This window comes from Allochromatium tepidum (assembly GCF_018409545.1).
Classification (GTDB): domain Bacteria; phylum Pseudomonadota; class Gammaproteobacteria; order Chromatiales; family Chromatiaceae; genus Thermochromatium; species Thermochromatium tepidum_A.
In genome coordinates this window covers 674,796-696,726 of the sequence record NZ_AP024563.1, presented here as the reverse complement: position 1 = coordinate 696,726, position 21,931 = coordinate 674,796, and the positions used below count along the sequence as shown (strand labels likewise).

The 21,931-nt window shown below is 64.3% G+C and carries 19 protein-coding genes; 6 read left to right on the top strand and 13 right to left on the bottom strand.

Annotated features, from left to right (window positions below):
• Nucleotides 1-22: 22 nt before the first annotated feature.
• Nucleotides 23-916, bottom strand: coding sequence for a site-specific tyrosine recombinase XerD (xerD, locus tag Atep_RS03275; protein WP_213380256.1), 894 nt, complete (start codon nt 914-916; stop codon nt 23-25).
• A gap of 7 nt (nt 917-923) precedes the next feature.
• On the bottom strand, nt 924-1,487 hold the full coding sequence (locus tag Atep_RS03270) for a methylated-DNA--[protein]-cysteine S-methyltransferase (RefSeq protein ID WP_236786428.1): 564 nt from the start codon (nt 1,485-1,487) through the stop codon (nt 924-926).
• Nucleotides 1,488-1,621: 134 nt separating this feature from the next.
• Between Atep_RS03270 and Atep_RS03265 the strand changes: the two genes are divergently transcribed.
• Nucleotides 1,622-2,056, top strand: a complete 435-nt coding sequence (locus tag Atep_RS03265; protein WP_213380255.1) for a YcgN family cysteine cluster protein — start codon at nt 1,622-1,624, stop codon at nt 2,054-2,056.
• Nucleotides 2,057-2,072: 16 nt separating this feature from the next.
• Here the strand turns inward: Atep_RS03265 and trhP are convergent, their stop codons facing one another.
• From trhP to Atep_RS03245, 4 genes are all read right to left on the bottom strand, one after another.
• Nucleotides 2,073-3,440, bottom strand: a complete 1,368-nt coding sequence (trhP, locus tag Atep_RS03260; protein ID WP_213380254.1) for a prephenate-dependent tRNA uridine(34) hydroxylase TrhP — start codon at nt 3,438-3,440, stop codon at nt 2,073-2,075.
• 70 nt (nt 3,441-3,510) lie between these two features.
• A complete protein-coding gene (locus Atep_RS03255; RefSeq protein WP_213380253.1) occupies nt 3,511-5,211 on the bottom strand; it encodes a hypothetical protein in 1,701 nt (566 codons plus the stop codon).
• 69 nt (nt 5,212-5,280) lie between these two features.
• Complete coding sequence (locus Atep_RS03250; protein ID WP_213380252.1) at nt 5,281-6,255, bottom strand: hypothetical protein; 975 nt, start codon at nt 6,253-6,255, stop codon at nt 5,281-5,283.
• A gap of 80 nt (nt 6,256-6,335) precedes the next feature.
• On the bottom strand, nt 6,336-7,400 hold the full coding sequence (locus Atep_RS03245) for a ChaN family lipoprotein (RefSeq protein WP_236786426.1): 1,065 nt from the start codon (nt 7,398-7,400) through the stop codon (nt 6,336-6,338).
• Nucleotides 7,401-7,802: 402 nt separating this feature from the next.
• On the opposite strand from Atep_RS03245, the gene Atep_RS03240 reads away from it, so the two are divergent.
• Both Atep_RS03240 and Atep_RS03235 read left to right on the top strand, forming a co-directional pair.
• On the top strand, nt 7,803-8,207 hold the full coding sequence (locus tag Atep_RS03240) for a hypothetical protein (protein WP_213380250.1): 405 nt from the start codon (nt 7,803-7,805) through the stop codon (nt 8,205-8,207).
• Between the two features lie 240 nt (nt 8,208-8,447).
• Nucleotides 8,448-10,517 (top strand): M1 family metallopeptidase, encoded by a 2,070-nt coding sequence (locus Atep_RS03235; protein WP_236786424.1) that lies wholly within the window; start codon nt 8,448-8,450, stop codon nt 10,515-10,517.
• Here the strand turns inward: Atep_RS03235 and soeC are convergent.
• The 7 genes from soeC to abc-f all read right to left on the bottom strand — a co-directional run bounded on the left by soeC (nt 10,502) and on the right by abc-f (nt 19,848).
• Nucleotides 10,502-11,479, bottom strand: coding sequence for a sulfite dehydrogenase subunit SoeC (gene soeC, locus Atep_RS03230; protein WP_213380248.1), 978 nt, complete (start codon nt 11,477-11,479; stop codon nt 10,502-10,504). The two genes, Atep_RS03235 and soeC, sit on opposite strands and share 16 nt — an antisense overlap.
• A gap of 23 nt (nt 11,480-11,502) precedes the next feature.
• Nucleotides 11,503-12,225 (bottom strand): sulfite dehydrogenase subunit SoeB, encoded by a 723-nt coding sequence (soeB, locus tag Atep_RS03225; RefSeq protein WP_213380247.1) that lies wholly within the window; start codon nt 12,223-12,225, stop codon nt 11,503-11,505.
• Nucleotides 12,222-15,125 carry a sulfite dehydrogenase subunit SoeA gene (gene soeA, locus Atep_RS03220; RefSeq protein WP_213380246.1) on the bottom strand — a complete coding sequence of 968 codons (2,904 nt, stop codon included), beginning with the start codon at nt 15,123-15,125 and terminating at the stop codon, nt 12,222-12,224. The genes soeB and soeA overlap by 4 nt, the downstream gene beginning before the upstream one ends.
• Before the next feature lie 173 nt (nt 15,126-15,298).
• Entirely contained in the window at nt 15,299-15,574 is a 276-nt protein-coding gene (locus tag Atep_RS03215; RefSeq protein WP_176976407.1) for a hypothetical protein, read from the bottom strand.
• 299 nt (nt 15,575-15,873) lie between these two features.
• The gene (gene metA / locus Atep_RS03210) at nt 15,874-16,947 is read right to left on the bottom strand and encodes a homoserine O-succinyltransferase MetA (RefSeq protein ID WP_213380245.1); all 1,074 of its coding nucleotides are present in this window, start codon (nt 16,945-16,947) and stop codon (nt 15,874-15,876) included.
• 11 nt (nt 16,948-16,958) lie between these two features.
• Entirely contained in the window at nt 16,959-17,897 is a 939-nt protein-coding gene (locus tag Atep_RS03205) for a DUF1073 domain-containing protein (protein WP_236786422.1), read from the bottom strand.
• 49 nt (nt 17,898-17,946) lie between these two features.
• Nucleotides 17,947-19,848 (bottom strand): ribosomal protection-like ABC-F family protein, encoded by a 1,902-nt coding sequence (gene abc-f / locus Atep_RS03200; RefSeq protein ID WP_213380244.1) that lies wholly within the window; start codon nt 19,846-19,848, stop codon nt 17,947-17,949.
• A gap of 277 nt (nt 19,849-20,125) precedes the next feature.
• Between abc-f and Atep_RS03195 the strand changes: the two genes are divergently transcribed.
• The 3 genes from Atep_RS03195 to Atep_RS03185 all read left to right on the top strand — a co-directional run bounded on the left by Atep_RS03195 (nt 20,126) and on the right by Atep_RS03185 (nt 21,800).
• Entirely contained in the window at nt 20,126-20,833 is a 708-nt protein-coding gene (locus Atep_RS03195; protein WP_213380243.1) for a Crp/Fnr family transcriptional regulator, read from the top strand.
• A 106-nt stretch (nt 20,834-20,939) separates the two neighbouring features.
• On the top strand, nt 20,940-21,347 hold the full coding sequence (locus Atep_RS03190; protein ID WP_213380242.1) for a DUF6858 family protein: 408 nt from the start codon (nt 20,940-20,942) through the stop codon (nt 21,345-21,347).
• A gap of 45 nt (nt 21,348-21,392) precedes the next feature.
• On the top strand, nt 21,393-21,800 hold the full coding sequence (locus tag Atep_RS03185; protein ID WP_213380241.1) for a NifB/NifX family molybdenum-iron cluster-binding protein: 408 nt from the start codon (nt 21,393-21,395) through the stop codon (nt 21,798-21,800).
• Nucleotides 21,801-21,931 lie beyond the last annotated feature (131 nt).

Here is a 21,931-nt window from a genome sequence, read left to right as displayed (position 1 = left end):
GCCCATCTTCGGCTTCCGGCTTTCAGCCACGGGGATGATGGCGCGCATGGAGCTGCTTGAGCCGTTCGCGTGCCACATGGGTGTAGATCTGGGTGGTCGAGAGGTCGCTGTGGCCGAGCAGCATCTGCACCACACGCAGATCGGCACCATGATTGAGCAGGTGGGTGGCGAAGGCGTGGCGCAGGGTGTGGGGCGAGAGCGGTTTGACGATCCCGGCCCGGATGGCATAGCGCTTGATGAGCTGCCAGAAGGCCTGGCGCGTCATGCAGTCGCTGCGGCCGGTCGGAAACAGGAAGTCGCTGACCCGACCGCCGAGGATATCCAGCCGTGGGCCGCGTGCATAGTCGCGTAGCCAGTCGCAGGCGTCCTCGCCGAGCGGTACCAGACGTTCCTTGCCGCCCTTGCCGAGGATGCGCACCACGCCTTGAGTCAGGCTGACCTGACTGGGGGTGAGGTTCACCAGTTCGCTGACGCGCAGACCACCGGCATAGAGCACCTCCAGCATGGTGCGGTCGCGATGGCCGCGTGCATCTTGCGTGTCCGGGGCGTTGAGCAGGGCTTCGACATCGGCTTCACTCAGACTCTTGGGCAACGGGCGTCCGAGCTTGGGCGCCTCGACGCGGGCGCTGGGGTCGGCCTCGATCAGACCGCGCCGGCGCAGATGCTGATAGAACTGACGCAGGCAGGACAGCAGACGCGCGCTGGAGCGCGGGTTGCGGCCCTGCCGGGCGAGCCGCGCCAGATAGTCGAGCAGATCGGCACGCTCGGCGGCGATCAGCGAGCGCCCGCGCTCCTGGTTCAGCCAGTGGGCGAAGGCGCGCAGGTCCGACTGATAGGCGGTGAGCGTGTTTCGGCTCAGGCCGCGTTCCATCCAGAGTGCGTCGGCGAAACCTTCGATCAGTGTGCGGTCGTCCATCCTGTCTTCAGGGGGCCGGTGCCGGCCCGAGCGTGCTGTCGGTCGGCGTTGAATACCGTAAAACGCCCTCGTGTTCCAGCAACCGGCGCTTGATGGCGAGCCGTCGGCCCGTCCGGTCTCCGGCGAAGCCGCCCAGCCCACGCTGACCGACGACCCGATGACAGGGCACCACGATGGGACAGGGATTGGCACGGCAGGCCTGTCCGACCGCACGCGCCGCACTGCCGAGTTCGCGGGCGATCTCGCCATAGGTGCGCGTCCGGCCGACGGGAATGGTGCGCAACAGTGCCCACACCCGTTGCTGAAACGCCGTTCCGGCCAGATCCAGCGGCAGATCGAAGCGCGTTTCGGGCGCGCGGAAATAGGCGTCGAGCCGGCGCGTGATTACCCTTGGCGGACGTGGCGTATCACATCCTGATGGTGGTGGGTGATCAGTCGGTGGCGGATCCAGATCGATGCCGGTCAGGACATCGCCCCGCCAATGCAGGCCCAACCGGCCGATCGGCGTCTCGATCAGGCACTGAGCGTCATGGCACATACTCTCGTTCTCCTCCACATCGATGTCGATCATCGATCGGTAACGGTTCGAACGCCCGAGGTCGAATGTGGTCGACGGCCGGGCATCCTGGCCTCAGAATCGGCGTCCCGATCCAGTCTCACCGGCCATGATCCATGGCCGTCGAGCCAAACACGAGTCCTCGCCCGATGAACGAACGCTTTTGGGAAACCACGCCCCTGACCGAACTGACCGCCGAGCAGTGGGAGTCGCTCTGCGACGGCTGCGGCAAGTGCTGTCTGGAGAAGTTCGAGGACGAGGAGACCGGCGACATCATCTATTCGCGCGTGGCCTGCGCCCTGCTCGACCTGGAGACCTGCCGCTGCCGTCGCTACGCCGAGCGCGCCCAGCACATGCCCGACTGCGTGACCATCGTCCCCCAGGTGCCGGCCTGGCCCAAATGGCTGCCGGAGACCTGCGCCTATCGACTCCTGGCCGAGGGCAAACCGCTGCCGAGTTGGCATCCGCTGATCAGCGGCGATCCCGACTCGGTCCTAAAAGCCGGTCAGAGCGTGCACGGCCGGGTCATCGGACCCGAGACGGGCGAAGACCCGCTGATGAACCTCATCGACTGGATTCGTTAGCGTTCATCCATACGCTTCAACTCGACTCCAGGGCGCGCGTCAGCAAGGCGCCGTCGCCGACGGGTTCGGGTACTGGGATGCGCACTCGCCAGCCCGAGCCGGGCGCGACCTCCAGCGGCTCACTGTCCAGGGTCTCCAGCCGCTCCAGCCGGAAAGCACGGTTCCCGCCCGGCGTCATCAGCTCCAGCGTATCACCGAGCGCGAAGCGGTTCCTGACCTCGACTTCGGCCCAGCCCGGTTCGGCATCACTCAGGTCGCCGACGAAGATCCGGCGCTGGTTGCGCGAGGCACCATAGGCATAGTTCTGGGTCTCGCTCGGGGCGTGACGGCGATAGAAGCCCTCGGTATAGCCGCGATTGGCCAGTCCCTCCAGATCGCGCTTGAGTTCGGGACGAAAGGCCCGTCCGGCCAGGGCGTCGTCGATGGCGGCGCGATAGGCCTGGGTGGCGCGCGCGACATAGTAGTGCGATTTGGTACGCCCCTCGATCTTCAGACAGTCGATCCCCATGGCCACCAGCCGCTCGACATGCTCGATGGCGCACAGATCGCGCGAGTTGAGGATATAGGTGCCGTGCTCGTCCTCGAAGATCGGCATGTAGTCACCGGGGCGCTGGGCCTCCTCCAGCAGATAGACCGACTCGGCGGCCGGATGGCGGCGTGCCGGAGCCGGTTCGGTGTCGGCGTGCTCGTGCCGGTGATCGGGTTCGCCCCCCTGCCCTGCCTGGGCCTCGTCGGCGGGGACATCGCCGGCCGGTGCGCCCAGCCGGTATTCCCAGCGGCAGGCATTGGTGCAGGCACCCTGGTTGGCATCACGATGATTGAAATACCCCGAGAGCAGACAGCGCCCGGAATAGGCGATGCAGAGTGCACCATGGACGAAGACTTCGAGCTCGATGTCGGGACAGGCGTCACGGATCTCGGCGACGGCCGCGAGCGACAGCTCGCGCGAGAGGATGACGCGCTTGAGCCCCTGCCGCTGCCAGAAGCGCACGGCGGCGGCGTTGACCGTGTTGGCCTGCACCGAGAGATGGATCGGCAGTTCCGGCCACTGCTCGCGCGCGAGCAGGATCAGGCCCGGATCGGCCATGATCAGCCCGTCCGGCCCCAGCTCGACGATGGGCCGCATGTCGTCGATGAAGGTCTTGAGCTTGGCCCCGTGCGGCATGAGGTTGGCGGCCAGATAGAGCCGCTTGCCCTGCCGATGCGTCTCGGCGAGGCCGGCGGCCAGATTGGCCAGATCGAAGTCGTTGTTGCGCACGCGCAGACTGTAGCGCGGCAGACCGGCATAGACGGCGTCGGCGCCATAGGCGAGCGCATAACTCAGATTGCGGAGCGTACCGGCCGGGGACAGGAGTTCCGGGATCTTTTTGGGCGTGGGATTCAAGGTGGGCTCGGCCTGTGGAAGGTTGGCGCAGAATGCGCCGTCATGACGATCATGTCTGCGGATACGAAGACTAATAAGCGATGGCGCTGGCTCCAGAGAAGTCATCGACGAACTTCCGATACCAGCGTCCATCGACATAGAGCCAAGTATCGCGAACCAGATAACGAACGGATGCACCCGAGTCATCAGAACGTTCGTCCGCTCCGGGGGGTGAGATGTCGGCCAGGATGCTTACTTGGGCCTCGTTACCCTGGACGAGCATGTCCCGGATCTCGTATCCCTGGAACGCGGAAGGGGCGGCTTTGGATCCATATCGCTCGAAATCGACCTTGGCGCGATAGAACGGATCATAGGCTCGATAGACAGCCGCTCGATCCCCGTCCGTGATCGCCTTCCAGGCCGCGTGCACGGCCGTCTCCAGTTCCTGTGTCCTGTCGGCCGGCGCGGATGTCGCTTCGGCCGGGCCGGCCATCGCCCAGGCCTCATCCCAGCTCAGCGTCCGCAGGATCAGATCCGCCCGATCCCGCTTGTCCGAGCGATACTGATGCCAGGCCACGGAGAGTTCGCCGTCGACATGATCGATCCGAGGACGGATGGCATACGCGCCCTGCGTCGACAGCGGGATGTCCCGCGCGAGCCAGTGCTCGCCCCGATCACCGGATAGCTGCATACGGATACGCGCGCGAATGTCACGCGAATCCTCCCACACCACGGCCACGCGCTCACCATCGACGGTCAGGCGCGGGAGCCAGGCGCGGGTGTTGGCGAATTCTGCGCTATCCAGTTGACGTGTTCGCCAATGGGCGCCCAGATCGTCGCTGAGCGCGGCGTAGACTCTTTGTTTGGTCCGCTCCCGCCGCTCGCCGCTGAACACCACGAGCAATCGGCCATCCGGCCAGACGTGCCGGTCGAGACGGGCGACATCGAGCCCATCGGCCCCGGCGACCGGTGAGACGTGCCAGTCATCGCCCTCGCGCACGGCCAGATTCAGGGAGAAGCGGCCTTGCTCATAGACCTTGAACAGCAGCGCCGGTCGTTTCGCGATGACCAGCGCCTCCATCAAGGGCGTGAAAGGCGTTTCGACCACAGTTTCCACGGACGTCACCTGTCCGGACAGGGTGTCGTAGGCGAGCGTTCCGATGAGCTCCCGCCCCATCCGGCGACCATTGAAGAAGATGTGGAGAGTCCGATCCAGAGACAGCGTCGAGATCTCACCCAATTCCTCGAGATTCGGGATCGGCAAGCTCTGACGGGATACGTCCGAGTCAGAGAGGCGAGTCAACGACAAAACCGGCTGCCGGCCTGGGGTCGCATCGATCGCATAGAGCCCGTCACCGACCGGCTCCAGGCGAACCAGGGTCGAACGGATACGCTCGGCAATGGATTCGACCGTCTCCCAACAGGCCTTCCCGTCGCCGCAAGCGGATGAAAGCAACCGATTGCCCTCGGGCAACTTTTCTATCCAGACCGCCGTCGAGCGCCCGCCGTCGACATGCAGTCCGGGACTCAGAACGCGGATTCGCGTCGATTCGAGACGTGGCCCGATCGGCTGTGGAGCCGCGACGTCCCTCGTAATCGAATACAGACCGTCCCCGCCGACGTAAGCGGCCCTATCACCGGCGAGCAGGGGGTCGACCCCGATGTCCACGGGGCCGCCACGAGACATGGATTCCGCCAGGGCACAGGAGCCACTCAATGCAAGTGCCATCGCAATCGACCGGCCCGCCCTGCAAGGATTCCAATCACTCATATCCACTCCTGAAAACCCCAAAAGCCGTCAACGAAAAGACGGAAAAGAGGGACTCCCCCTTTTCCGCCACGGCGCGAGTCCCCCTATCAGCTAGGGAAGCGCATAATCACTGAGCAGGAACCCATTGTTGACCGTTCCGTTGTATTGTGGGTCCATGGAATACTCGAGCTTGTAGACGACGGCATTGTTCGCCCCAAAAGAGGCCCAGCCACCGGTATTCTCGACGGCCGCCCAGGTACTGCTGTCGACCAGATCCCTCAGATCGACGGCTGCCGTACAGGTCACGCTCAGAACGATGGAGGTAAAGGGCCGGGATTGACCATCCCGGTCATAGAGATTGGTTACGGACACGGGGGCCGACAATTGGGCGGAATCCATGTTGGCGCCGATCGGCGTCACGAAGAAGCGTGTCGACCATTCGCTGGGCGGCGCAAAGGTGAAACGACGGTAAATCGACCCGTTCGATGGCAGCGCGGAATAGACGCCGCCGCCGGGGATATTGGCGTTGATGAAGTCGAAATTTTCCCGGTTGACGTCATTGATGGCCTTACCGCCCCAGGCGGCACCGCCCGCGATCTCCATGACGACGAACTCACCGGACAGATCCACATCGTCACCCACGACGATGGGAGTACCCGTGGAGTTGGTGTTCGTCACCAGCAGATAGCCGCGCTGCGGTCCGGTCACGCCGAGCCCGAAGCCCCCACCATAGAAATTGGCATCTCCGAACAGGGCATTGCCGCCCTCGAAGGCGCCGGCGACATCGAAGCTGACCACGTCACCACTGATCGAGGAGCGGGTCAGGGTTCTGGTCGAGCAGTTTCCATTCCGATTCGGCACACCGGACGAGTCGAAAGCGTCCTTGTAGCGATAGATATAGGTCAGATGGGTTGCCCCGCCGCCGGCGGTGGGTCCATCCACGACCGAGGCGATCGTGGTCACGGTCGGGGCATTGCTGACCAGCACGGGAAACAGCAGACTGTCCGCCTCCGCAGACTCGATCGTCAATCCGGCCGCGATCACGAGCAGGCTCGAGATTCGAAACAAGGAAAGATCGGAGTTCATGGTCAATTCACTCGGTTTTGGTTGAGGACGTCACGACCCTTGCGCACACCACGCGCGCACCGAAGTATAGTGCACTCGATTCAGCGCAGTTCGACCTCGAGTGTCAGTCGCTCGTCGCCACCGAGCCGACGCGAGCGGATCGCCTCGACCTCGACCTTGCCATTCGGTTCGGCGTCGAGCAGGGCGAGACGGATGTCGGCATAGCTCGTGATCGGCTGTCCGTCGACCCGGACGATGCGATCGCCGGTTTGCAGACCCGCCGTTCGCGCGCCGCTATCCTCGGCAAAACCATCGATCGCCATCCCACCCTCAGGCGCCGGCCGGCCGAGCAATACGCCGAGTTTGCCCGTAGGCGGCAGTTCGACCGGATCCGGATAGAGGAAGAAGTCGGCGGCACTCGGATCCGGTGTGCGCCCCTGGCCATCGAGCAGAGTGGCCATGGGGACCGGCACGCGGCGGGCGAGCCGTTTGGGGATACCCTGACCGTATTCGATGTGGCCGTCGCCACTGATCACGACCAGCGTGCGTTCGGGGTGCTCGGTCAGGTAGCGCGCCGCGCGTTCGGCCATGCCCTCGTCCCAGAGGAGCTGGACCTCCAGGAAGTGTTCGAAGTTACGCTGCTGTTCGTCCGGATGATGCTTGAAGATCGCCTCCAGGCGTGCGCGATGGTCCGCGTCCGAGCGGTCGATCTCGGGCAGGCGCGCGCGATCGGCCTCGTTCAGGCTCGCGATCCCGCCGGCGCCGACCTGACGTGTGAGCTCGGATTCGAGGTTGAGCGCGATCACCGGAATCCGGTGCGCGCGCGCCAGACGCAGAATGGGTCGATAGAGCCGGTAGTCGAAGCGCCAGCGGTCGAAATACTGGGTGCGACGCAGCAGTTCGGCCTCGTCGATCTCGCCGGCGACATAGGCGTCGAGTGCGGGCTGATAGGGTTGCTGGAACATCTCCATCCCGATCGCCACGGAACGGCCGCGCGCCAGCAGGCCCTCGATGATGGCGGCTTGATTGAGATGATCTTCGTAGCGGTCGTGCTGCTCGCCGACCAATATCACGCGCTTGTCGGCCAGACGCGCGATCAGCGCGTCCATGTCGGTCAGGTGCGCGCTCTCCAGCACCCGTGTCGGGTTGCCCTGGAGCGACGACATGGGCGACTCCCCGGCCGGGGTCAGGCTACCCGCCATCGCGAAGATGACCGCCAATGTCAGTCTGTCATGGATTCGATGCAACATGCGCTACCCCGTCGTCTTGGACGCCAAACCGCGTCCGTTATGATCGGCTCAGTTCACGGCCGCCTTCAAGCGCCGGCGTGTCCAGACCGCATCCCCGAACCCACCGCACGGGCCACCACGTTCAGCGATATCCGCCCCGCATCGGCCATCGACGTGCCGGCAGATTGCAAGATCTGCAATCAGCAATTCCAAATTTAAGCCCCTTGTGCTATCAGGGGCTTTCGAGCGATTCATCACAGCGCCACGGATAAGCCGATGGTTGTCCAGTCGATCCCTCCCCCCACCCCGGAGCTTTCTCCCGCGACACTGGTAGCGCGCGTGCGCGAGGTGTCGTATGCACTGCCCGATGCGCGTAAAGGCGGCAACCACCAGTTTCAGCGCCGGATGCAGTACGAGCGCGGAGCCAATAACGCGGCCACGCTGTTTGGGGTCGATCAGATCCCGAGCGACCAGCAGATTCGCAACCTACTCGACCCCATTCCCCCGGAGTCGGTGTTTGAGCTGTTCGTCGAGCCGGCCTTTCTGACGCACTCCATCCTCGATCACTTCGATACCCTCCATCACCGCGTGCGCCAACAGCTCCCCTCACGCCGCACCTTCTTCGAGCATCTACGCGCCTTGACCCAATACGTCCTCTTTGCCGCCTGGGAAGACTTGTTTGAGTGCATGCCGGAGGCCCTCCAACCGGCCCAGCCTCCTCCACGGCACCGGACTCGGCGCTGAGGGGGCATGGGGGCTTTCATCAAAGAGCATGATGACAAAGTGGTCTTAAATTTGGAATTGCCGGTAGCAAATGGGTTCCCAGGCCAGATGCCCAGACCAAAACCGACCGAACAGGAGTCGATCATGGCGGATGGAAATGTATGCAGTTGGTGCGATCGGTGCGTATCGATCGCGCGGACGCCAACCCTTCTCTTTTTCGGGCTGTTACTGCTTCTCGGTCAGCCGCTTCCCATCAGTCAGGTGCTCGCCTCCGAACTCCTGATCCGGCACCATCTGGAGGTTCGGCTCGACCCCGAACAGGGGCTGATCGAGGTCAGGGACCGGATGCGGCTTCCCGCATCGAAAAGCCAGTGGTCGCTGATCCTGCATACCGGACTCGACCCGAAGATCATCGACGGCGAGGCGACTCTGACGCGCGTTTCGGGGTTCGGGCACCTGGTCGAGTATCGCCTGAGCCTGAAGACGCCCGGAGCCGTGACGCTCGCCTATGGCGGACGCATCCGTCACGACCTGGAGCGTATAGACGAGAGTCTCGGGCGCGCGCGTCAGTGGTCGCACGGAACCATCGCGCCGGATGGCGTCTTTCTCGACGGCAACAGCGGCTGGTATCCGCGTATTCCCGAGAGCCATCAAGCCTTCGTGCTCGATGTCCGGCTGCCCGAGGGCTGGTCGGCGATCGCCCAGGGCGCGGGCACGACCGACCCGGCCAAGGGCCGGTCACACTGGTCCGAGTTGCAACCGCAGGACGACATCTATCTGATCGCCGGCCGCTTCCACGCCTATCACAAGCGTTCGGATAACGTACAGGCCGAGGCCCAGGTCTATCTGCGCGAGCCGGACGCGGCGCTGGCCGAGCGCTATCTGGACGCCACGCTGGAGTATCTCGCCTTCTATTCCGACCTCATCGGCCCCTACCCTTTCGCCAAGTTCGCGCTGGTCGAGAATTTCTGGGAGTCGGGCTACGGCATGCCGTCCTTCACCCTGCTCGGTCCGCAGGTCATCCGTCTGCCCTTCATCCTCCAGACCTCCTATCCGCACGAAATCCTGCACAACTGGTGGGGCAACGGGGTCTATGTGGACTATGGATCGGGCAACTGGAGCGAGGGTCTGACCAACTATCTGGCCGACTACTGGCTCATGGAGCGTGCCGGACGCGGGGTCGAGGGTCGGCGCGACATGCTCAAGAGCTTCGCCGACTATGTGCGGCAGGGACGGGACTTTCCGCTGACCGAGTTCGTGCAGCGGCATGGGGCGGACACTCAGGCCATCGGCTACAACAAGGGGGCCATGGTCTTCCACATGCTGCGGCGCGAACTCGGTGATGAGACCTTCATCCAGGGTCTGCGGCGCTTCTATGCCGACAACCGCTTCCGGGCGGCCGGCTATGCGGACCTGCGCCTTGCCTTCGAGCACGTGAGCGGACGGGATCTGAGCGCGTTCTTCGCCGCTTGGATCGAACGTGCCGGTGCGCCCAGTCTGGCGCTGGACACTGTCGAGACAAAGAGCACAGCGGAGGGCTATCGGATCAGCGGTCGGATTCGACAAACCCAGCCCGAACCGCCCTTTCCGCTCGCTATACCGGTCGTCATCGATCTCGACTCGGGCGAATCCGTGGTCGAGACGGTCATCAGTCACGCGCGCGAGACCCGGTTCGACCTCGCACTCAGATCCGCCCCCGTGCGTCTGCGCCTCGACCCGGACTTCGAGGTCTTCCGCGCCCTGGCCGCAGGCGAACTGCCCGTGACCCTGAGCAATCTCTTCGGGTCCGAACAGGGACTCATCCTGATTCCCGCTGCGGCCCCGGAGGCACTCCAGTCGGGCTATCGCCGCTTGGCCGAGAGCTGGCGCGCCGGACATCCCGGCTGGCAGATCGACGAAGATCAAGCGGTCGAGCGACTGCCCACCGATCGGCCCGTGTGGCTGCTCGGTTGGGAGAACCGTCATCTTGCCGCCTTTGCGCGTGATGCTGCCGATTTCGCCCTGACCCCGGACGACGATCAGGCACCCAGGTTGACGCTGACCTCAGCACCGAACGGCATGAACGCGACGCTCGATCCTGCAACCGACAGCCCGGTGCTGACCCGCCGGCTGGAGGATCGCCCCGTCGCCTGGATGGCCACGCACACGCCGGACGCCCTGCCCGCTCTGGCACGCAAGCTGCCGCACTACGGCAAATACAGCTATTTGAGCTTCAGCGGCCCGGAGGCGACCAACAGTCTCAAGGGACAATGGCCGGCGGGCGATTCGTCGCTCACCTATCGCCCAAGTCCGCCGGCGCAGAGCAGCAATGAGGATCAAGCCACCGACTGATAATAGAGATTCTGCGGATGGCGCGCCTCGGCGAAGAACGACCAGCGCTCGATCAGCAAGCCGGCGAACTGGACGAAGAAGGCGATGATCGGCAGATTCGACGAGCCGATGAGATAGGACAACCCGATCAGCAGCACCGGGATCGGAAAGACCAGCGCCAGATAGACGTAGCGCAGCCGTTCGACCAGTGACCGGCTCTGGCCGTGGAAGAACTCACGGGTGTTGAAGCTGCCGCCCGTTGCGCCCTGCGCCTTCTGGACCACATTGGCATGACGCACGCCGATGGCGGTCTGGACCGTGCTCTTGTGCTTGAGCCGGGCATTGCGGCGCAGATGCGCCAGGCGCGAGGCCAGACCGACCAGGGTCAGGATCACCGCCCAGGTGCCGTAGAAGGTCACCAGCGGATTACCGATATAGGCCGAATAGGCCGCCGCCAGCATGAAACCCGAGGCCGCCCCCAGGAACAGAAAGTTGCTGACCGTGAGCGGCGTATGCCATTCCTGCAGGAACCGCACGGCCGCATAGATCATGGCCGTGCAGACGAAGAGCGCCAGACTGGCCACCGTCCCCAACACCCCGAGCAGCAGGGTCAGATCGACCTGGAGCGCCGCGCCGACCTGGAACAGCGGCTGGGTCCACTCGAACCAGTGCGCCACGCCATAGGCGAACACCAGCGCCATGACGATCGGCAGCACGATGACCTCACGCGACAGCCAGGAGGTGCGCCACATCGCCGCCGCGCGCCAGGCCCGTTCCGGCCGTCCGAGATGGAAGAAGGACGCGCCGAGCCCGGCGATCAGGAGCAGCAACGCGACCAGACTGCCGACGGCATAGAACTGGTCGGCCTGAGCGGGCAGGAAACGGGCGATGGCATAGAGCTGGCCGGTGACCATCGCCAGATAGAGACCCTGACCGGCACCGAGCAGCGTGGTCAGAAAGATGACTGAGAAGGCTGGATGCATGGGATTCGATCCTGAAAGGCGGATTACCAGGCCACGTCGTCGAGGGTTTCCTCGCCGGTGTAATCGGTGAGGTCTTCCTTACGCCAGGGATTGTCGACGCGCGTGATCTCCTCGGGATCGATGTGCATCCGGGTCTTCCGGCGCGGCAGATAGTGATTGGCCGGCTTGGTGCCCCACTCGGGCATGAGCTGATAGCCGCCGCGCTCGCGGATGGCGATCGAGACCTCGGAGTCGGGATCGTGCACGTCGCCGAACAGACGCGCATTGGCCGGACAGGCCAGCACGCAGGACGGCTTGCGATCACGTTCGGAGAGCTTGGCGTCGGTGATGCGGTCGATGCAGAGCGTGCATTTCTTCATGACCCGCTGCTGCTCATCCAGCTCGCGCGCGCCATAGGGACAGGCCCAGGAGCAGTATTTGCAGCCGATGCACTTGTCGTAGTCGACCAGCACCACGCCGTTGTCCGGACGCTTGTACGACGCGCCGGTCGGACATACGGGCACACAGGGCGGTTCCTCGCAGTGCAGACAACTCTTGGGGAAGTGGACCGTCTCTGTGTTCGGAAAGGTTCCGACCTCGAAGGTCTGCACCCGGTTGAAGAAGGTGCCGGTCGGCGACCCCTCGTAGGGGTTCCGGTCCGCCAGCGGACCGGCCCAGCCGGAGGTGTTCCACTCCTTGCAGGAGGTCACGCAGGCATGACAGCCGACGCAGACGTTGAGATCGATGACGAGGGCGAGTTGAGTCATGACGCTTGCTTCCCGAAGATACCGGCCACATAGGCCTGCCACTTGCCGCGCTTCTTCTCCTGACCGGGGAGACGCGGCATCGGCTTGAACTGGGGCGAGGTGACCTCGGGTTCACCCGCCTCGGCCTTGTAGACCCGCACCCGCACGTCGAACCAGGCGGCCTGTCCGGTCACCGGGTCGGAGTTGGAGAGATGCTCGCCGGCTTCGTGGGCGGGCAGCTCCTCGCTGATGACGTGGTTGAGCAGGAAGCCCTTGCGCGCCTCGTCGGCATTGGGGGCCAGACCCCAGGCGCCCGCGCCCTTGCCGATGGCGTTCCAGGTCCAGACGGTGCCCGGCTCCACGGCCTCGGAGAAGCGGCACATGCAGCGCACCTTGCCGTGCGGCGACTCGACCCAGACCCAATCGCCGTCGTCGAAGCCCTGAGCCAGACCGACCTTTGGACTCAGGAACAGATAGTTGTGGCTGTGGATCTGCCTGAGCCAAGCGTTCTGGCTGTCCCAGGAGTGGTACATGGCCATCGGGCGCTGGGTGAGCGCGTTGAGCGGATAGCGCTGGGTGTCGGTGAAACGCGATTCCAGCGGCTCATAGTAGAACGGCAAGGGGTCGAAATAGGTCTCGACCCGCCGACGCAACCGCTCGGGCGGGCGACGACCGGGCCGCTTGCCCTGAGCGGCGAGCCGGAAGCGCTGCAACACCTCGGAATACAGATGCAGGGTGATCGGCTCGGCATAGCGGATCATGCCGTGGGCGCGCGCCCAGTGCAGATAGCCCTTGTTCCAGTTGCGCATGTACTGGTAGCTGCGCGGCAGTTCGTAGTGGAACACGCAACCGTTCTGGGCGTACATCTCCCACTGATGCGGATTGGGTTCGCCCTTGAGGAACTGATCGCCGCCCTTGCCGCGCCAGCCGGCCAGGAAGCCGATGCCCGACCCAGGCGAGGTCTCGTAGTTGACGATGAAGTCCGGATAGTTGCGATACTTGCGACTGCCGTCGGCATTGGTGAAGGCCGGCAGCTTGAGCCGCGAGCCGAGTTCGACCAGCACCTCCTGGAACGGCTTGCACTCGCCCTTCGGCGGCAGCACCGGGATGCGCACCGAGTCGACCGGACCGTCGAATTCCGAGATCGGGCGGTCGAGCATGGAGAGCACGTCATGGCGCTCCAGATAGCTGGTATCCGGCAGCACCAGATCGGCGAAGGCCACGGTCTCGGAGGCGAAGGTGTCGCACACCACCAGGAACGGGATCTTGTATTCGCCGTTCGGGTGCTTGTCGACCAGCATCTTGCGCACCTCGACCGTGTTCATGGTCGAGTTCCAGGCCATGTTGGCCATGAACAGGAAAAGCGTGTCGATCGGATAGGGATCGCCGCGCCAGGCATTGGTGATGACGTTGTGCATCAGGCCATGCACCGAGAGCGGATACTCCCAGGAGAACGCCTTGTCGAGCCGCACCGCCTCACCCTCGGCATCGACGAACAGATCCTCGGGCTTGGACGGCCAGCCGAGCGGCATGCCGTCGAGCGGGGTGTTCGGCTGGACGGCCTCGGGACCGTGCGGCGGCTTCGGGCAGGGCGGGATCGGACGCGGATAGGGCGCCTTGTGCCGGAACCCGCCCGGACGGTCGATGGTGCCGAGCACGGTCATCAGCACGCCGAGCGCGCGGATGGTCTGGAAGCCGTTGGAGTGCGCCGCCAGTCCGCGCATGGCATGGAAGGCGACCGGGTTGCCGGTGACGGACTCGTGCTCGTCGTCCCAGCAGTCGGTCCACTTGATCGGCAGCTCGATCTTCTGGTCACGCGCGGTCACGCCCATCTCGTGGGCCAGACGGCGGATGGTGTCGGCCGGGATGCCGGTGATGGGCGCGGCCCACTCGGGGGTGTATTGCTCCAGACGCTCCTTGAGCAACTGGAACGACGGCTTGACCGGGGTGCCGTCGGGCAGGACGTAGCGGCCCATCAGACGCGGATCGACGCCGGGCGTATGGGTGCTGATCGGGCCGTCGATGTCGCGATCCCACCACAGCTTGTTCTGCGGATCGAAGCAGTCCGGCTCGACGTGCATCTCGGCGCGATAGAACAGGCCGTGATCGTCGCGGCTCGGGTCGTCGATCACCAGCTCGGCGGCATTGGTGTAGCGGACCAGGAAGTCGCGGTCGAACAGTCCCTTGTCCAAGATCTCGCGGGTGATGGCCAGAATCAGCGCGCCGTCGGTGCCGGGCTTGATCGGCACCCACTCGTCGGCGATGGCCGAATAGCCGGTGCGCACCGGATTGATCGAGATGAAGCGTCCGCCGCGCCGCTTGAATTCGGAGATGGCGATCTTGAGCGGATTTGAATGATGGTCCTCGGCAGTGCCGATCATCACGAACAGCTTGGCGCGCTCCAGATCCGGGCCGCCGAACTCCCAGAACGAACCGCCGATGGTGTAGATGAGACCGGCGGCCATGTTGACCGAGCAGAAACCGCCATGCGCGGCATAGTTGGGCGTGCCGTACTGCTTGGCGAACAGACCGGTGAGCGCCTGCATCTGATCGCGGCCGGTGAAGAGGGCGAACTTCTTGGGATCCTCGGCGCGCAGCTTGGCGAGCCGTTCCTCCAACATATTGAAGGCTTCGTCCCAGGAGATGACCTCGAAGGCGCTCTCACCGCGCTCGGCATTGGCCTTGCGCCGCAGCGGTTGGGTGAGCCGCCCTGGAGAGTACTGCTTCATGATCCCCGAGCTGCCCTTGGCGCAGATCACGCCCTTGTTCAGCGGATGATTGGGGTTGCCGTCGATGTAGCGCACCTCGCCATCGCGCAGATGCACCCGGATACCGCACCGGCAGGCGCACATGTAACAGGTCGTCTCCTTGACCTCGACGCGACCGACGAGGCTGTCCGAATGACTGGCTGGATCCTGCATGGGGGGTACCTTTCGCGGGGGATGACGGACGAGACAATCGTCGCATTCTAATATTCAAAGGTCCGTGGTTTCAAACCGGCTCAATACTCAGTATTTCGAGCGTCCGGAGAGCGCGCAATGAAAAGGCCGCACACAGCGGCCTGTTTCGAGCGGAGGAAGCGGAGGCGATGGGATCAGGCGGCGGCGCGGTACTCGGCGGGCAGCCAGGCGCTCAGACGCTCGCGCTCCTGCTGGACGTCGACGGTGAAGAAGTGGTTGAGGACTTCCAGCGCCTCGGTCAGATCCTGGCACGGCCACTCGTTGGTGACGGTGCGGCAGTTCCAGTCCTCGACATGGAAGCAATAGTGACCGCCCTTGGCCGCGCCCTCGGCGTCGAAGCGTAGCTGATAGCCGGTGGAGGTCTCGGGATCCCACTTGTAGCGGATCGTATTCTGATTGGATTCGAACATGTCCTGGCCTTCGTCGCGAAAATAAATGTATGAAGATGACTGCTGATATACAGGAGGAAACCACACACCGGGATTCGTCGAGCTGAAATTGAGTCATGCACGCAACAGCGCCTGTCTCATTTCGGCTGCATACAGCAATCCATGACTTCATTCTAGTACATGGATGCAACAAACAACAACCGCCGCCCGTCCGGATTTTGTGCAAAAAACGTGATGTATGGCTGATATTCGAACATTTGCGCGTCATGAATGGACACTCGCCATCTGTGGCAGGAATCACACACATGACCGCGTTCAGCTCAAGACCATCCCAGCCCGAGCGGATCGTTCGGATCGATGCCCGCCATGAAGGTCTGGCGGCGGTCATGATGCGTGATCTTATAGATGAGCCCCATCCAGTTGCCGATGACACCCTCGGCGGTGTCGTGCCAGGTGTTGTTGAGACTGGCGGTGATGAGCCGTTCGGGCAGATCCGGGACGGGCTGACCCCGATCGAGCGCCCGGATGACGCGCTCGCGGTGCTCATCGAGGATAGCTCGTGCCTGTAAGCCGAAGTAGTTGTCCGGAAACGGCGGATAGTCGGACCGCGTGCCGGCGGCGAAGCGCCCGACCTCACGCTTGTATTCCTTGAGCAGTGAAATGGTGTCGTACTCGGGATGCCCCTGGAACAAGACCTGCCGGAAGCCGTCCGGACTGACCGCCAGATGCACCCCCGCCTCCTCGCTCTCCACCAGCACATGCAGACCGGCTCCGACGAACTGCCCGTGACTGATGTCGTTGAAACGCGAATGCGGCACGTCGAAGCAGGTATTGACGTCGGCCACCAGCGGATGGGTGCGCGCCAGCACCCGATGCGGAAACACCCCCCAGCGCTTGGCCGGCAGACGGCGCCGCCGCTCGCCATAACGGAACTGCATCACCGCATGGGTCGCCAGACAGGAGCAGAGCGTCGAGCAGACGTTGTCGTAGGCCCAGTCGACCACCTCGATCAGCGGCTCCCAGAACGGCTCCAGCGCCAGATCCGGCCCGGTGACGTTGGCGCCGGTGATGATGAGTGCATCCAGGCCGTCGGCGCGGATCCGGTCGAACGGCTGGTAATAGCGCTCGACATGGGCGCGCGCCTCGGGGCCGCGCTCCAGCTCTTTCAGCGTGAAGGGATGCACATAGAACTGCGCGATCTGGTTGCTCTCGCCGATCAGGCGGAAGAACTGGCGCTCGGTCGCCGCCAGGGCCGCATCCGGCATCATGTTGAGCAGACCGATGTGCAGTTCGCGGATGTCCTGATGGAGCGCGAAATCCGGGTCGAGGATCTGCTGCCCTTCCTCGCGCAACCGGGCGAAGGTGGGCAGGTCATTGTGGGCGACGATGGGCATAACAGCGGCGTTCAGTCAGTGACGGTCATGGCGCTCGGTTCGACAGGATCGTGCGGCGCCCGTTCCTGTAGGTCCAGCAACGATTCCGTCGAGCCCGTCCGTTTTAAAGCACTCCGCGCGATGGCCGACTCGACCAGGGCGAGGAAATCGGCCTCGTCGCGCACCTGGGCCACGTCTTCCGAGGAGACGGTATAACCGTGCGGCTGGGCGATGGCCTCATAGCGCGGCACACGCGAGTGGAACAGACGCGGGAAGACCCAGCGCGTGAAATCGTCCGGCTCGATCTGGGCCACATAGTCGAGCCGGCGCAGTTCCAGATAGTCCTTCACCGCCGTTTGCAGGAACTCGGGTCGATAGTAGAGCGGCTTGGGATCGGCCTGGGCGCGTTCGATGAGCTTGATCTCATCGGCCTCGGGCACGCGGATGTAGAGGATCAGGCTGTGCCGGGCGAGCATGTCGATGACGCGCGGCTCTTCGAGCTCGCACAGACTGCCGCCGACATCGTTGACCAGATGGGCGTAACCGTAGACCTCCTGGGCCTTGCGCACGAACTCGGGCAGGTCGAACATGGCCGCGATCTCGGCCTCGCGATAGAGCGCCTGACGACGGCTGAACTCGTCGAGCGGCAGCCCGCCCTGCTCCGGATTGCCGAGCTTGCCGATGAAGCTCAGCACCGGGCCGAGGTCATTGATCTTGATGACGTTGCGGATGGTGATCCAGTCGCGGCGCAGCAGATCGCGCAGAAAGGGATCGCGCATGGCACGCGACTTGATCAGATCCAGGATCGGCTCGTCCAAATAACGGGTGCCGATGCGGTAGTCGCCCGAATAATGGAACCAGTCGTGACGGCGCAGCAGCCCCGAGAGATGGGTCTTGCCGACCCCGGACATGCCGAGCAGGGTCACGCATTTACGCTTCCAGGCGCGGAATTCCTCGACCGTGAATTTCAATGGATCTACTCCGAAATGGATGGATGTGGATGTTCTTCGATCAGGTGCCTCACTCGCGCGCGGCCAGTGTCTCCCAACGCGCATAGGCCGCTTCCAGCTCGGCGTCGACGGCCTCCAGACGTGCCTTGACGGTCACGACCTCGGCACCGTCGCCCTGATAGAGCGCCGGATCGGCCAGACGTGCGTGCAGATCGCTCTGTTCCTGCTCCAGCGACTCGATACGCCCCGGCAGCTCGGCCAGCTCGCGCGTTTCCTTGAAGCTGAGCTTGTCGCTGGTGCGCTTGGGTTTGGACTTGGATTCGGCCGCCCGGGTCGCGGGCGTGCTCGACTTGGCCGCCGGGGCCGGCTCGGCCGGACGCGGACGCTGCCTGAGCCAGTCCTCATAGCCGCCGACATAGTCGCGCACGACCCCGTCGCCCTCGAACACCAGCGTGCCGGTGACGACATTGTCGAGCAACGCGCGATCATGGCTGACCAGCAGCAGCGTTCCCGAGTAGTTCAGCAGCAGTTCTTCCAGGAGTTCCAGCGTCTCGGTGTCGAGATCATTGGTCGGCTCGTCGAGCACCAGCAGATTGGCCGGACGGGTGAAGAGCTTGGCCAGCAGCAGGCGGTTGCGCTCGCCGCCCGAGAGCGCCTTGACCGGCTGACGGGCGCGCTCCGGGGTGAACAGGAAGTCCTTGAGATAGGACAGCACATGGCGACCGATCCCCTCGACCTCGACCTGATCGCTGCCGCCGGCGACGTTGTCGCGCACGCTCTTCTCGGGGTCGAGCTGCGCGCGCATCTGGTCGAAATAGGCGATCTGGAGATTGGAGCCGCGCCGGATGCGGCCCTGTTGCGGTTCCAGCTCGCCGAGCAAGAGCTTGAGCAACGTGCTCTTGCCCGCGCCATTGGGTCCGATGATGCCGATCTTGTCGCCGCGCAGGATCAGGGTCGAGAAATCGCGGATGACGGTCTTGTCGCCCCAGCGATGCGTCACGCCCTCGGCCTCGACCACCAGCTTGCCCGAGCGATCCGACTCGCTCAGCCGGATGCGCGCCGAACCCTGGAGCTCGCGCCGCTCACGACGCTCCTCGCGCATGGATTCGAGCGCGCGCACCCGACCTTCGTTGCGAGTCCGCCGTGCCTTGATACCCTGCCGGATCCAGACCTCTTCCTCCGCGAGCTTGCGGTCGAAGTGCGCGTTGGCCTGTGCCTCGGCATGGAGCCGTTCCTCGCGCCGGCGCAGATAGTTGGCGTAATCGCCCGGCCAGTCGGTCAGCCGACCGCGATCGAGTTCCAGGATGCGCGTGGCGACCCGCTGCAAGAAGCGCCGGTCGTGGGTGATGAACAGCAGCGCACCCTGGAAGCCGACCAGGAACTCTTCCAGCCAGGCGATGCCGTCGATGTCGAGATGGTTGGTCGGCTCGTCGAGCAGCAGCAGATCCGGCTCGACCACCAGGGCGCGCGCCAGCATCACCCGCCGCTGCATTCCGCCCGAGAGCGACTTGAGTTGCGCCTCGCCATCGAGTCCGAGCCGCGAGATGACACGCTCGGTGCGTTGCTCGATCTCCCAGCCGCCCTGATCCTCCAATTGATGCTGGAGTTCGGCCAGCCGCGCCAGATCCTGCTCGCTCGCGTCGGCTCCCAGCGCGTGCGAGCGGGTGAAATATTCGTGCACCAGCGCCCCCGGCTCGCCGAGTCCGGCGGCGACCACCTCGAAGACGCTGGCATCGACATGCCCCGGCACCTCCTGCGCCAGACGCCCGATCCGCAGACCCTGACCGGCGTGCACCCGCCCGCTGTCGGGCTGCACCTCGCCGGCGACGATCCGCAGCAGTGTGGACTTGCCCGCCCCGTTGCGCCCGATCAGACAGATCCGCTCGCCGCGCTCGACGGCGAAGGAGACCTCGTCGAGCAGGGGCGGCAGGCCGTAGGAGAGACCGATCGAATCGAGACTGAGCAGGGTCATGCGCTTTCCAGGGAATCACGGAGGATGAATGTTGTCGGAGCACGCGCCGGCGCCCATCGGGCGACCGCGTATCTCGAGCAAAGGGTACCGCAGACACTCGATTGCGCTTTGTCAATGACACGCCAAGCCCGCCTGGATCACCGACTTCGAGTAAGATTGTAACTTCGATCGCTCCAGCCGCGTCGATTCGCGATGAGTCCGGCGTGAATGGAGACAGACCCCAGGCAGTGAGCCGCGCTCCCGTGGACGCGGTCCGATTAGGAGTCCATCGCTACCGATGACGAAAACAGTCTCTCTTCGTGAGGCCTGGTCCGGCGAGGCCAATTGTCTCGATTGCGCGCTACGGACCTCGGTGCTCTTCTCCGGCCTGCAGGAAGCGGACTTCGCACACATCCATGAGCCGATCGACCAATTCACGCTCAAACCGGGCGCGCATCTCTATCTCGCGGGCGACACGGGCGAGTACCTGTTCACCGTCCGCTCCGGGATGCTGAAGCTGGTTCAGTATCTGCCCGACGGCAGCCAGCGCATCGTGCGCGTCGTCCGCTCCACCGATGTGCTGGGTCTGGAATCGCTGCTCGACGATCGCTATCAGCACGACGCCATCGCCCTGCACATCACCGAGGTCTGCCGTTTCCCGGCACGTCTGGTACGCGAACTCGGGCGTGTCAATCCGACCCTGCACCACGAACTCATGGCCCGCTGGCAGCGCGCCCTGACCGAGGCCGATGCCTGGCTGACCGAACTCTCGACCGGCTCGGCGCGTCAGCGCGTGGCGCGGCTGCTGCTGCGTCTGGTGCGCGACCGCGAGACCAGCGAGTGTCCGCTGTTCAGCCGCGAGGACATGGGCGCCATGCTCGGCGTCACCACCGAGACGGCCAGCCGCACCATCGCCGAGTTCAAGCGTCAGAGTCTCCTGGTCGAAACCGCGCCCAATCTCTTCCTGCTCGACATCCCCAATCTGCGACGGCTGGCGGAGGATTGAAGCATCCCTGGACGGCCGATCGCTCCGGCTTGACCGATTTCAATGCTCCGAGCGTGTCAAGGCTCCTAATCTGGCGACCTATTCCGTCGCCTACGGCCAGGATCTCATGAAGCCCTCACTCTCATTCGCCGAATATCCCATCTACACACTGGAGATTGCGCGCGAGGAGACGCCCTTCGATTCGGTCGAGGCCATCTGCGGTTATTTCCGTGCCTGCATCGAGTCACATCGCAGCGCGGTCTTCATCGCCGAGTTCGACCACTATGCCCATACCCGCTCGCTGCCCGAGGGGCACATCGGCGAGGGCATCCGCGCGGCCAGGAACCTGGTGTTCTGCTTCGGCATCTCGCTACCCAAGCCCGAGCTGCTCGCCTGTCGTCCGCGCTCGATCGGCATCGCCGAGACCGACCGGGGTTTCCTGGTCACCTTCATGGAAACACCCATGCCGGTGGCCAACGCCGTCATGGAGGACTGGGCCATGGGTCTGTGCAAGAACCGGCGCGAAGCGGCCTGAACGCGACGAATATCCCCCTAACTCACAGCGATTTCGGAGCACGCCATGCGCATCGCCGTCACCAGTCAGAATTTCCGCACCATCACCGGACACGCCGGCAAGACCCGGCGCTTCCTCATCCTGGAGGCCGACGCCCGGGGCGAGCCGGTCGAGATCGAGCGCCTGGATCTGCCCGCCGGACTCTCGCTGCACGATCATCACGGCGACGATCATCCGCTGTTCACACGCGGACTCGATGCCATCCTGACCCAGAGCGCCGGCCAAGGTTTCCGCACCCGGATGGCCCGCTACGGTATCGCGGTCCATGCCACCAGCGCCACGGATCCCATGAGCGCGGCGGCCGATCTCGCCGCCGGCCGCCCGCTTCCGGCGCCGGCCCCGCACGACGACGATCATGGGCATGGGCATGGGCATGGGCATGGACACGGGCATGGACAGACCGGCGGAGCCTAGGTTCGACTTCAGATCGCGACCCGGAAATAGATACGCCTCCGCGCCTGCTTTGCCTCCATATAAGCATTTTCGACGAACAAAGCTGACTCAGGTCATTCCCGAGAAGGCCGATCCGGTATAGTCTCCTGCCG

Excerpts from the sequence above, each read along its gene's own strand:
- Atep_RS03215 (WP_176976407.1), bottom strand. The coding sequence starts at position 15,574 with ATGTTCGAATCCAATCAGAATACGATCCGCTACAAGTGGGATCCCGAG.
- abc-f (WP_213380244.1), bottom strand. The coding sequence starts at position 19,848 with ATGACCCTGCTCAGTCTCGATTCGATCGGTCTCTCCTACGGCCTGCCG.
- soeB (WP_213380247.1), bottom strand. The coding sequence starts at position 12,225 with ATGACTCAACTCGCCCTCGTCATCGATCTCAACGTCTGCGTCGGCTGT.
- xerD (WP_213380256.1), bottom strand. The coding sequence starts at position 916 with ATGGACGACCGCACACTGATCGAAGGTTTCGCCGACGCACTCTGGATG.
- Atep_RS03250 (WP_213380252.1), bottom strand. The coding sequence starts at position 6,255 with ATGAACTCCGATCTTTCCTTGTTTCGAATCTCGAGCCTGCTCGTGATC.
- Atep_RS03195 (WP_213380243.1), top strand. The coding sequence starts at position 20,126 with ATGACGAAAACAGTCTCTCTTCGTGAGGCCTGGTCCGGCGAGGCCAAT.
- soeA (WP_213380246.1), bottom strand. The coding sequence starts at position 15,125 with ATGCAGGATCCAGCCAGTCATTCGGACAGCCTCGTCGGTCGCGTCGAG.
- Atep_RS03185 (WP_213380241.1), top strand. The coding sequence starts at position 21,393 with ATGCGCATCGCCGTCACCAGTCAGAATTTCCGCACCATCACCGGACAC.
- Atep_RS03245 (WP_236786426.1), bottom strand. The coding sequence starts at position 7,400 with ATGTCGTCGCTCCAGGGCAACCCGACACGGGTGCTGGAGAGCGCGCAC.
- Atep_RS03190 (WP_213380242.1), top strand. The coding sequence starts at position 20,940 with ATGAAGCCCTCACTCTCATTCGCCGAATATCCCATCTACACACTGGAG.
- metA (WP_213380245.1), bottom strand. The coding sequence starts at position 16,947 with ATGCCCATCGTCGCCCACAATGACCTGCCCACCTTCGCCCGGTTGCGC.
- Atep_RS03265 (WP_213380255.1), top strand. The coding sequence starts at position 1,622 with ATGAACGAACGCTTTTGGGAAACCACGCCCCTGACCGAACTGACCGCC.
- Atep_RS03270 (WP_236786428.1), bottom strand. The coding sequence starts at position 1,487 with ATGATCGACATCGATGTGGAGGAGAACGAGAGTATGTGCCATGACGCT.
- soeC (WP_213380248.1), bottom strand. The coding sequence starts at position 11,479 with ATGCATCCAGCCTTCTCAGTCATCTTTCTGACCACGCTGCTCGGTGCC.